This window comes from Bradyrhizobium sp. MI1.7, assembly GCF_055811795.1.
This window is the reverse complement of sequence record NZ_JBVVPO010000012.1, coordinates 156,177-167,633: the sequence shown is the minus strand read 5'-3', so window position 1 is coordinate 167,633 and position 11,457 is coordinate 156,177. Positions and strand designations below refer to the sequence as shown.

Below are 11,457 nucleotides of genomic sequence, written 5' to 3'. Positions count from 1 at the left end.
GCCGCGACCGACTGGATGTTGCGGGCGATCTCGCGGGTCGCTTCGCCCTGCTGCTCGATCGAGGCAGAAATGCCGGCGGTGATCTCGCTCATTTCGGCGATGGTCTGGGTGATGCCGGAGATCGCCGTGACCGCGTCGCTGGTCGAGGTCTGCATCGCCGCGACCTGGGCGGAGATTTCCTCGGTCGCCTTCGCGGTCTGGTTCGCCAGCGCCTTGACCTCGGAGGCCACGACCGCGAAGCCCCGGCCGGACTCGCCGGCGCGCGCCGCTTCGATGGTGGCGTTGAGCGCGAGCAGGTTGGTCTGCGCCGCGATCGAGTGGATCAGCTTGACGACCTCGCCGATCTTCTCGGCGCCGGTCGAGAGCACCTGTACGGTGGCGTTGGTGCGCTCGGCATCGCTGACGGCCCGGCTCGCGACTTCGGTCGAACGCGTGACCTGGCGGGAGATCTCCGCAACCGAGCTCGACAATTCTTCGGCGGCCGCGGCAACCGTGCCGACATTGCCGGAGGCTTTTTGCGAGGCGGCGCCGACCGTCGCCGCACGCGACGAGGCGTCGCTGGCCGTCGCGGTCATCGACTGCGCGGTGCTCTGCATGCCGGCGGCGGCCGAGGAGACCGAGCGGACGATGCCGTTGACGCTGCGCTCGAAATCGCTGGCGATGCCCTCCATCGCGCTGCGACGTTCCGCCGCGGCACGCTCCTTGGCATCGGCCTCGGTCTTCTCGAGGCCGCGGATGCGGACCGCGTTGTCCTTGAAGATCTGGACGGTCGAAGCCATCGCGCCGACCTCGTCGCCGCGACCAACCCCGGGAATCTCACCCTCGAGCTTGCCGTCGGCGAGATCCTTCATGCGGGCGCCGAGCAGCTCCAGCGGACGGCTGATGCCGCGGCTGATCAGCCAGGCAACGCCGCCGGCGACGATGACGATGCCGAGCATGGCAAGACCTAGCAGCCAGTAGACCGGGCCCATCTTGGCGTCGATGTCGCTGAGATAGGCGCCGGTGCCGAGATACATGTCGAAACCGGGCACCGCGACGGCGTAACCGATCTTGCTGATCGGCGTCTCCTGGCCGGGCTTCACGTAATCATAATAGAGCAGGATCGAGCCGTTGGCCTTGACGCCGTCCATCAGCTCGACGGAGAGCTTGCGGCCGTTGGTCACGACATCCATGCGGTTGCTACCGATCTGCTTCGGATCGGGCGCGAGCTGGGTGATGCCGTCATAGGACGTGCCGAACAGGTAGCCCGAGCCGTTGTCGTAGGTCATCGCGTTGCCGTAGCGGCGAAGGTCGGCCATCGCCGCATCCTTCGTCAGCTCGCCGGCATCGACGCGTTTCTTCAGCGCCGCGGCGTAGTTGCGACCGAGGTCGACGATCGATTTGGCCTGGTCGATGCGCGCATTGACCATCTCGCGCTTCATCAGATAGCCGGCGAGAACACCGGAGACGCAAAGGCCCAACAGGGTGACGCCGACAAGGATACCGAGCTTCGGGGCGATCTTCAGATTGCTCAACTTCACGGGACAGCTCCGGCAATAATGGGATACGGGCGCGCAAGGGAATCGATAAATTTGATTCAACTTTTAGTGTGTGACCTCTTATCAACCTGTTACGGGCGGCTCCGTAGAAGCCCGGACGGAAGGCCGAAACAGTCGAATAAATCGCCGCAGCGGCAACCGACGATTGTACGCGACCGCTCCGATTTCGCGTAAAAGACGCAAAGGCCCGCCCACAAGGTGCGGGTCACAACAAGAACCGACAGACCAAATCGGGAGCAGGAAATGCCGAAATACAGGGTGGTGACGCCGAAGGGCGCGAGCTTCACGGTCGCAGGCAGCGACTATTCCTTCGAGCGAGAGGCGCTCGATCCGATCGATGCCGAGATCGTCGAAGCCCCCGCCAATGAGGCCGAGTTCATCGCCGCCGCGAAAAACGCCGATGCCATCTACGCCAAGGGCATCCCCATCACCAAGTCGATCATCGACGCACTTGATAGCTGCAAGGTGATCACGCTCGGCTCGGTCGGCGTCGACAGCGTCGACGTGAAGGCCGCGACCGCCCGCGGCATTCCCGTTACCAACATTCCCGATACCTTCATCGAGGAGGTCGCCGACCACGCCATGATGCTGCTGCTCGCCGGCTTCCGCCGCCTGGTCGAGCAGGACAGGATGGTACGCGACGGGCGCTGGGCCGAAGGCCGGCCAGCGCTGCTGAAGATCCCGCGGCTGATGGGCCAGACGCTCGGCTTCATCTCGTTCGGCCGCGTCGCGCGTGCAGTTGCGAAGCGCGCCGCCCCGTTCGGCCTGCGCATGATGGCCTACGATCCCTTCATCCAGGAAACGCTGATGTACGACCATGGCGTGATCCCGGCGACGCTGAACGAGGTGCTGTCGCAATCCGACTTCGTCTCGATGCACGCCCCTGCAAGGCCCGAGGTGCATCACATGCTGACCGAGAAGCACTTCCGGCAGATGAAGAAGGGATCGGTTTTCATCAATACCGGCCGCGGCGCCACCGTCGACGAGGAAAGCCTGATCAAGGCGCTCCAGGAGGGCTGGATTGCCCACGCCGCCCTCGACGTGCTGGAGAAGGAGCCCCCCTCGCACAACAATCCCATCCTCAGCATGGAGAACGTGACGCTGACCGCCCATGTCGCCTCGGCCTCGGCACGGTTCGACGAGGCGCGCAAGCGCCGCGTGGGCTACGAATTGTCACTGGTGCTTCAGGGCATGTGGCCGGTAAGCTGCGTCAATCCGTCGGTGCTGCAGAACACCGCGCTCCGCCGCTGGCAGCCCGTCAGCATGGATCGCGGACCGAACAGCTAGGCGGCCGGCCGCAAAACGCGCCGGGAATCGGAACGGCCCTTCACCGGCGATCAACGCCGGGAAGGGAGACATCATAGGGAGGAACTGATGAGGAACGACATCACCCGTCGTGATGCCTTGGCTCTGGGCCTGTCCGCTACGGCGCTCGCGGCAACCGGTGTTGCAGCGCACGCTCAATCCGCGATCAAGGCCGCGGACGTCCCCGCACCGAAATTGCCGATCGAAAAAGGCGCAACCCTGCGCATGCTGCGGCCGGTGCGCTTCGTCCAGGCCGACGAAGACGTGTTCCGCGCCAATGCGGCAAAATTCACCAAGGAGACCGGGGTCGAGGTCAAGGTCGACTTCGTCGGCTGGGAGGACATCAACCAGCAGACCGCGGTGACCTCGAATTCCGGCGCCGGCCCCGACATCATCATCGGCTTCTCCGACGCGCCGCACATCTATGTCGACAAGCTGATCGAGCTGACCGACGTCGCCGACTATCTCGGCAAGAAGTATGGCGGCTGGCAGAACCTTGCGAAGGCCTACGGCAAAAAGGCCAAGAGCGATACCTGGATCGGGCTCCCGTTCGGGGCCACCGCCGGTCCCCTGATCTATCGCAAGTCCATCCTCAAATCCGTCGGGTTCGACAAGGCGCCGGAGGACCATGCCGGACTCCTCGACCTCTGCAAGAAGCTGCAGAAAGCCGGCAAGCCCGCGGGCTTTGCGCTGGGCAATGCCGTCGGCGACGGCAACGGCTTTGCGGACTGGATGATGTGGTCGCACAATGCCTCGCTGCTGGATGAGGAAGGCAATGTCACCATCAACAGCAAGGAGACCATCGCGGCGCTGAATTTCGTGAAGGAGCTCTACCCGACCTTCATCGCCGGTACGCCGTCCTGGAACGACGTCAGCAACAATCGCGCCTATTCCTCGCAGGAAATCGGGCTGACGGCGAACGGCGTCTCGCTGTATTTTTCGCTGAAGAACGATCCGGCGACCGCGGCGATCGCCGAGGATTCCGAACATCAGCTGCTGCCGAAGGGCCTTGCACCGATCTCGCCGATGTCGGGACTGACGCTGAACGCCATGGTGTTCAAGCACAGCCAGTATCCGAACGCGGCGAAGGCCTTCCTGCAGTTCATGCTGGAGAAGGACCAGTACGAGCCGTGGCTCAACGCCAACAGCGGTTACTGGTCGCAACCGCTTGCGGCCTACGCCGATGCGGCGGTGTGGAAGGGCGATCCCAAGGTCGCGATCTTCAGGGACACCATGAACAGCACGTATTACGCCGGCTTCAAGGGTCCGATTTCGACCGCCACCGGTGCTGTTCGCGCGGACTATGTGACGGTGCAGATGTTCGCCTCGGTCGCGACCGGTGCGGCGACGCCCGAAGCCGCGGCTGCGGAAGCGGAACAGCGCTGCAAGCGGTACTTCCGCAGACAGAGGTAGCGGCCGACGACAACGCGGCCGTCATTGCGAGGAGCGACGCGACGAAGCAATCCGGACTGCAACTGCGGAGACAGACTGGATTGCTTCTGCCTTCGCCAAAGCTACGGCGGACAAGTCGCTTCGCTCGCAATGGCGGTGTGGTAACAGCCTAGAACAGGACAACGACCCGATGTCCGTGACCACCCTCTCCTCCCCCGTACTGGCGCACCGGCAGCAATCCTGGCTGGTGCGGCTGTTCGACTACAAGCCGTTCCTGATCGTGATGTGCCTGGCGCCCGCGATCGGGCTCCTCGCGGTGTTTCTGACCTATCCGCTCGGTCTCGGCATCTGGCTCGCCTTCACCGACACCACGATCGGCCGACGTGGCGTCTTCGTGGGCCTTGAGAATTTCCAGTATCTGCTCACCGATCCCCTCTGGTGGGGCGCGGTGTTCTACAGCGTGTTCTATACGGCGGTCGCGACCTTCGGAAAGTTCGCGCTCGGCTTCTGGCTCGCGCTGCTGCTCAACAACCATTTTCCGTTCAAGAGCCTGCTCCGCGCCATCGTGCTGCTGCCCTGGATCGTGCCGACGGTGCTCTCGGCGCTGGCGTTCTGGTGGATCTACGATCCGCAATTCTCGATCATCTCCTACCTGCTGGTGGACGTGCTGCATTGGCGCACCACCAATATCGACTTCCTCGGCGCGCCCTGGCCGGCGCGCTTCTCGCTGATCGCCGCCAATATCTGGCGCGGCATTCCCTTCGTCGCGATCTCGCTGCTGGCGGGCCTGCAGACCATCTCGCCTTCGCTCTACGAGGCCGCGATGCTCGACGGCGCCAGCGCCTGGCAGCGCTTCCGCTACATCACCTTCCCGATGATGATGCCGATCCTCGCCATCGTCATGACCTTCTCGATCATCTTCACCTTCACCGACTTCCAGCTCGTCTATGCCATCACCCGCGGCGGGCCGGTCAATTCGACCCATCTGCTGGCGACACTGGCCTTCCAGCGCGGCATTGCCGGCGGCGAGCTCGGCGAAGGTGCCGCGATCGCGGTGTCGATGATCCCGTTCCTGGTGTTCGCGACGCTGTTCTCATATTTCGGCCTGGCGCGCCGCAAATGGCAGCAGGGAGAGAGCAATGACTGATACCGTCGCCCAACCTGCCGTGGCCGACGCGAAGGCGGCGCCCGATACCATGGCCTGGGATTCCGGGCTGCGGCGGCTGATGATGATCTACCTGCCGCTCGGCTGCTTCGTGCTGATCCTGCTGTTTCCGTTCTACTGGATGGCGATCACGTCGTTCAAGCCGAACGCCGAGCTGATGAACTTCAAGGATCACAACCCGTTCTGGATCACCTCGCCGACGCTGGCTCACGTCAAGCACCTGCTGTTCGACACCGCCTATCCGCGCTGGCTGTGGACAACGATGATTGTGGCGATCGGGTCGACCACGCTGTCGCTGATCGCGAGCACGCTCGCCGCCTATGCCATCGAGCGGCTGCGCTTCCGCGGCAGCCCCTATGTCGGCCTCGGCATCTATCTCGCCTATCTCGTTCCGCCCTCGATCCTGTTCATCCCGCTCGCCACCGTCGTGGTGCAGTTCGGCCTGTTCGACTCACCGCTGGCGCTGATCCTGGTCTATCCGACCTTCCTGGTGCCGTTCTGCACCTGGCTCCTGATCGGTTATTTCAAGTCGATCCCCTACGAGCTCGAGGAATGCGCGCTGGTCGACGGCGCCACGCGCCTGCAGATCCTGCGGCGGATCACGCTGCCGCTGGCGGTGCCCGGGCTGATCTCGGCCGGCATCTTCTCCTTCACGCTGTCCTGGAACGAGTTCATCTACGCGCTCGCCTTCATCCAGAGCGGCGCCAACAAGACCGTGCCGGTCGCGATCCTGACCGAGCTCGTCACCGGCGACGTCTACCAGTGGGGCGCGCTGATGGCCGGCTCGCTGCTCGGCTCGCTGCCGGTTGCGATCTTCTATTCGCTGTTCGTGGATTATTACGTCTCCTCGTTGACCGGCGCGGTGAAGGAGTAACACGAGCTAAGCGAGCCGCTCCTTAAGGCGCGGCGTGGCCCAGTCGAGAAAAGATCTGAGCTTGAGTGGCTCGGGCTTGCGCTCCGCGTAGACGATATGCACCGGCCATGGCGCCTGTTCGAATGGTTCCAGCATCAAAGCGAGCTTTCCGGCGCGCCGTGCGGCTTCCATCTTGTACGACATGACGCGGGTGATGCCGGCACCCGCGATCGCGGCTTCGACCGCAGCCTCGGAGTCGCTCAAAGTCAATCTCGACCGGATCGGCACCGCTACTTCGCGGCCGTCGATGACGAACTTCCAGTTCCGCTGAGCCGCGAGGCTGTCGATACTGATACAGTCATGAGCAGCCAGATCGGCAGGCACCTTCGGTTGGCCGTGCTTGGCAACATAACTGGGACTCGCACAGAGCACGAACCGGACCGAGCCGACTCGGGTCGCGATCAGGTTGCTGTCCGGGAGGTTGCCGATGCGGACCGAAATGTCGATATTCTCCTCGGCCGTGTTGACAATGCGGTCGGTCAGGACGAGCCGTAGCGCGATGTCTGGAAAGGCATCCATGAATTCGAGCGCGATCGGCAACAGGTGCATGTGTCCGAGCCCCCAGGGCGACGTGACCGCGAGATCTCCTTTCGGAATCCTGTACTCGCCGGAGACCTCGCGCTCCGCGTCGTCTACCTGCCCGATAATGCGCTTGCAGGCTTCGATGTAGGATCGTCCGACATCGGTCAGCTTCATCTGGCGCGAGGATCGCTGAAATAGTTGGGCCTTCAACCGCGCCTCCAGCTCGGCGACCGTGCGGCTGACTGTCGCGACCGGCGTGTTGAGGCGCCGCGAAGCGGCTGAAAAGCTTCCTGTCTCAGTGACCGCGACGATCACCGACATTGCCTCCAACCGGTCCATCGGATACGCTTTCCATATCTTGAGAAGGTGCTTCTCAAGCATACCGTCTGCTCCCTACAGCGACAATCGGCTACGCGGTGGATATGCGCAAAGCCGCCGTGCGTTTTGAATGCCGTCGCCCGGCCGTCAATCGAGGACGCTATGGAGTTAGAGACCAGAGCCCTGCTGTCGCGCCGCAATTTCTGTCTCTGCTGCCTGAGCGGCGCGACGATTGCCGCTACTAACGGTTGGCTTTCGCCGCGGCAGGCCTACGCTGAAGCGCGAGGCCTTGTCAGCCTGATCAAGGACAGTGCGGCGACATCGCCGATCACCACGCACAAACTCCGAGGCAACATAGCCGTGCTCGAAGGCTCCGGCGGAAATGTCGCGGTCCTGACCGGTCCCGACGGCAAGGTTTTAGTCGATGCCGGCATCCGCGTCTCGCGTCCCCAGCTCACCAAAGCGATGGCCGATCTCGGCGCCGATCCCGTCACCCATCTCGTCAACACCCACTGACATTTCGATCACGCCGATGGCAACGAATGGCTCCATTCCGCTGGCGCCAGGATCATCGCGCAGGAGAACACGCGAAAGTACCTCCTCGAAGTTCAGCGCGTAGAGGACTGGGACTACAATTTCCTTCCGCTCGGCGCGGGCGGAATCCCCAGTGAAGTCTTTGCCGGCAACCACAAGCTCAGGCTCAATGGAAGCTCGATCGACCTGAAATATTACGGGCCCGCGCATACCGATAGCGACATCTCCATCACTTTTGCAGAAGCCAACGTCGTTCATGTCGGCGATACCTTCTGGAACGGCATCTATCCGTTCATCGACTACTCGACCGGCGGCAGCATCAACGGGATGATCGCGGCTTCCGAAGCCAATCTCGCAGCGACCGGACAGGATACGATCGTGATCTCCGGTCACGGCAAGCCGGTCGGCAACAGAGCCGAACTCCAGGCGTTTCGCGACATGCTGATCACGATCCGAGACAACGTCGCCCGTCTCAAGAGCCAGGGACGAACGCGGGACGAAGCCGTGGCCGCCAAACCGACCGCGGCCTTCGATGCGATATGGGGGCAGTTCGTGATCGATCCCGGCTTCTTCACCCGGCTGGTCTACGAAGGCGTTTGAAGCGGCGGACGAAGGACGTCTGCGAGCTATCGATTCTTGACAGGAGATCGACATGAAAAGTGCAGACGTCCCGCCGCCACAGAGCCACATTGATCGTCGTCGCCTGGTCGCCGGACTATCCGGAATGGCCGTTGCCACCGCTTCACCGGATGCATCGGCGAAACCGCAGCGCGACAGCCGCGGCGCCACCGGTTCTTATCCGGTCGTCTACTATCGAACCAAATCCGTCGACGGGATCAAGATCTTCTACCGCGAAGCGGGGCCCAAGGATGCACCGGTGGTGCTGCTGCTGCACGGCTTTCCGACCTCCTCGCACATGTTTCGCAACCTGATCCCGGCTTTGGCGGACCGCTATCACGTGATCGCTCCCGACTATCCCGGCTACGGCCAGAGCGACATGCCGCCGCGCACGTCGTTCAAATACACCTTCGATCGCTTCGGCGAACTCGTTGACGGCCTGCTCGGCCAACTTGGTGTCACCCGCTATGCGATGTACGTGATGGATTACGGCGCCCCGGTCGGCTGGCGGCTGGCGCTCAAGCATCCCGAGCGCGTCAGCGGCCTGATCGTGCAGAACGGCAACGCCTATGACGAAGGGCTGAAGGAGTTCTGGAATCCGATCAAGCAATACTGGGCCGACGGGTCCGATACCAGCCGACAGGCATTGATGAAGCTGGTCACGCTGGAAACGACGAAATTCCAGTACACCGACGGCATGTCGGACGTAAGTCGGATTTCACCCGACAATTGGGTACAAGATCAGGCGCTGCTCGACCGGCCCGGCAACAGCGATATCCAGATGGACCTGTTCTACGATTACCGGACCAATCTGCCGCTGTATCCCGCGGTGCAAGCCTACTTCCGCAAGCACAAGCCGCCGACGCTGATCGTCTGGGGCAAGAACGATTTCATCTTCCCGGCCGACGGCGCCCATCCCTACAAGCGCGACCTGCCGCAAGTAGAGTTTCACCTGATCAACACCGGTCATTTCGCGCTCGAGGACAGATTCGACGAGATGGTTCCGCTGATCCGCGACTTCCTCGGCCGCAAGATCGCCTGATAACCTGGAAGGAACGAACATGAACGCGGCCCTCGACGTCGTGGCCGCTCTGGCGGTCTCCACAATGTTTGCGGCAGCCGCCGTCGCCCAAAGCGCCCGCGACGTGCGCGGGCCCTCTCCGCTGGTTGCCATCGACAAGCAGGCGCCCGCCCGCCTGATCGTCGATCCACCGCTGGCCGAACAACTGGCGCAGGGCCTCGTCTTCATCCAGTACACCACGGAAAATCTCCGGATCGTACCGGTGTTCGGCAAGGGCGCGCTCGACGTGTCGCCGCGCATCGGTCACATCCACATCACGGTCGATGATGCGCCCTGGCATTTTGTCGATGCCAGTGGCGAGACCGTGATCGTGGTCGGACTGCCTCCGGGCCCGCACAAGGTACTGTTCGAGTTGGCCGATCCCACGCACCGCGTGATCGATAGCAAGACCGTCAGCTTCGAGATTCCGGCGCCCTCTCCGACACCGCCGAAACAATAGCTGCTGCGGCGTTTCGCCCGGTTTCACAAAACTGCAACATGCGATCCGCATAAGGCGTCGTCCACTAACAGGAGACGCACATGCGCGCGACTTTTCTCAGCACCGTCGCAACGATCATTCTCACCGCGAGCACCGCGCTTGCACAGAACGAGGGCGAATTCCCGGCGAAGCTCGCCGGCCACGTGGTGATGCCGGCCGCGACCTTCATCGACGCGCCGGCCGACGCGCCTGCCGATCTCAAGACCTCGGGCAAATACACCACCGGCAAGCGCGTCGACGCGCTCGGCACCGTGATGGGCAAGTCCTATGAGCGTGCGACCGGCGTGTCGCTGCCGTTCAAGGGCCAGCCGCTGCAGGGCCATTCCGGCATCAAGCACATGCCCGACGGCAGCTACTGGGTCATCACCGACAACGGCATGGGCGCGCGCGCCAACTCGCCGGATTCGATGCTGTACCTGAACCGCTACAAGATGGATTGGGCGAGCGGCAAGATCGAGCGCCAGGAAACCATCTTCCTGCACGATCCCGACAAGAAGGTGCCGTTCCGCATCGTGCATGAGGATACGCAGAAGCGCTATCTCACCGGCTCCGATTTCGACACCGAGGGTTTCCAGATCATCGGCGACACCTTCTGGATCGGCGACGAGTTCGGCCCCTATATCCTGAAGGCCGACAAATCAGGCAAGATCCTCGGCGTGTTCGAGACGGTTGCCGACGGCAAGCCGGTGCGCTCGCCGGACAACTGGGCCGTGGCGACACCCGGCGCACCCGGCGCGACCTACACCAACGTCAACCTCCGTCGCTCCAAGGGCTATGAGGGCTTTGCGTCCTCGAAGGACGGCAAGTTCCTCTACGGCCTACTCGAGGGCCCGATCTGGGACGCCGACAAGAAGGACTGGGAGAAGGTCGACGGCAAGGAAGCCTGCCGCATCCTCGAATTCGACGTCGCTGCCGAAAAATTCACCGGCCGCTACTGGCAGTATGTGTTCGAGCAGAACGGCAACGCCATCGGCGACTTCAACATGATCGACCCGACCGGCGGCCTGATCATCGAGCGCGACAACGGCGAAGGCACCGCCGACAAGGCCTGCCCGCAAGGCACCCGCGGCGAGAACTGCTTCCCCGACATCGCCAAGTTCAAGCGCGTCTACAAGATCGAGCTGACCGACGCCAATGTCGGCAAGCCCGTGCGCAAGATCGGCTATATCGACCTGATGAAGATCCAGGACCCCGACAAGAAGGCCCGCAAGCCGCTCAATGACGGCGTCTACACCTTCCCGTTCTTCACCATCGAGAACGTCGATCGCGTCGACGAGACCCACATCATCGTCGGCAACGACAACAATCTGCCGTTCTCGTCCAGCCGCGATCCCAACAAGGCCGACGACGACGAGTTCATGCTGCTCGAGGTCGCGGATTTCCTGAAGGCGAAGTAAGCCGACGCTCTCTCCTCTCCCTCTCCCCCGTTCTTACGGGGAGAGGGAAGGAACCGACAGTGGCGCCTCACCCTCCGTGGGGGGGGGGGGGGGGGCGCGCCCGGGCGGGGGGGGGGGGCGGGGGGGGGGGGGGGTGTTTTGGGGGGGGGGGGGGGGGGGGGGGGGGGGGGGGGGGGGCGGGGGGGGGGGGGGGGGG

The 11,457-nt window shown here is 63.2% G+C and carries 9 protein-coding genes and 1 pseudogene; 8 read left to right on the top strand and 2 right to left on the bottom strand.

Features of this window, described 5'->3' with window-relative positions; all coding sequences use genetic code 11:
- The coding region (locus tag AC0L3X_RS14650; protein WP_473316489.1) for a methyl-accepting chemotaxis protein at window positions 1-1,520 on the bottom strand (1,520 nt) is incomplete at its 3' end.
- Window positions 1,521-1,781: 261 nt separating this feature from the next.
- Here AC0L3X_RS14650 and AC0L3X_RS14645 point away from each other — a divergent pair.
- The 4 genes from AC0L3X_RS14645 (at window position 1,782) to AC0L3X_RS14630 (ending at window position 6,274) form a co-directional block, all read left to right on the top strand.
- Window positions 1,782-2,825, top strand: a complete 1,044-nt coding sequence (locus tag AC0L3X_RS14645) for a C-terminal binding protein (protein ID WP_028151051.1) — start codon at window positions 1,782-1,784, stop codon at window positions 2,823-2,825.
- Window positions 2,826-2,912: 87 nt separating this feature from the next.
- Window positions 2,913-4,256 carry an ABC transporter substrate-binding protein gene (locus tag AC0L3X_RS14640; protein WP_063981165.1) on the top strand — a complete coding sequence of 448 codons (1,344 nt, stop codon included), beginning with the start codon at window positions 2,913-2,915 and terminating at the stop codon, window positions 4,254-4,256.
- 169 nt (window positions 4,257-4,425) lie between these two features.
- A complete protein-coding gene (locus AC0L3X_RS14635) occupies window positions 4,426-5,382 on the top strand; it encodes a carbohydrate ABC transporter permease (RefSeq protein WP_063981164.1) in 957 nt (318 codons plus the stop codon).
- A complete protein-coding gene (locus AC0L3X_RS14630; RefSeq protein WP_063981163.1) occupies window positions 5,375-6,274 on the top strand; it encodes a carbohydrate ABC transporter permease in 900 nt (299 codons plus the stop codon). Before AC0L3X_RS14635 ends, AC0L3X_RS14630 begins: the two co-directional genes overlap by 8 nt.
- A 6-nt stretch (window positions 6,275-6,280) precedes the next feature.
- Here AC0L3X_RS14630 and AC0L3X_RS14625 read toward each other — a convergent pair whose 3' ends face one another.
- Window positions 6,281-7,174 carry a LysR family transcriptional regulator gene (locus AC0L3X_RS14625; RefSeq protein ID WP_063986097.1) on the bottom strand — a complete coding sequence of 298 codons (894 nt, stop codon included), beginning with the start codon at window positions 7,172-7,174 and terminating at the stop codon, window positions 6,281-6,283.
- 141 nt (window positions 7,175-7,315) lie between these two features.
- On the opposite strand from AC0L3X_RS14625, the pseudogene AC0L3X_RS14620 reads away from it, so the two are divergent.
- The 4 genes and pseudogenes from AC0L3X_RS14620 to AC0L3X_RS14605 all read left to right on the top strand — a co-directional run bounded on the left by AC0L3X_RS14620 (window position 7,316) and on the right by AC0L3X_RS14605 (window position 11,261).
- A pseudogene (locus AC0L3X_RS14620) lies at window positions 7,316-8,287 on the top strand (MBL fold metallo-hydrolase).
- 52 nt (window positions 8,288-8,339) lie between these two features.
- A complete protein-coding gene (locus tag AC0L3X_RS14615) occupies window positions 8,340-9,347 on the top strand; it encodes an alpha/beta fold hydrolase (RefSeq protein WP_063981161.1) in 1,008 nt (335 codons plus the stop codon).
- 19 nt (window positions 9,348-9,366) lie between these two features.
- Window positions 9,367-9,825, top strand: coding sequence for a DUF6130 family protein (locus tag AC0L3X_RS14610; protein WP_063981160.1), 459 nt, complete (start codon window positions 9,367-9,369; stop codon window positions 9,823-9,825).
- 80 nt (window positions 9,826-9,905) lie between these two features.
- A complete protein-coding gene (locus AC0L3X_RS14605; RefSeq protein ID WP_063981159.1) occupies window positions 9,906-11,261 on the top strand; it encodes an esterase-like activity of phytase family protein in 1,356 nt (451 codons plus the stop codon).
- The last annotated feature ends 196 nt before the right edge of the window (window positions 11,262-11,457 follow it).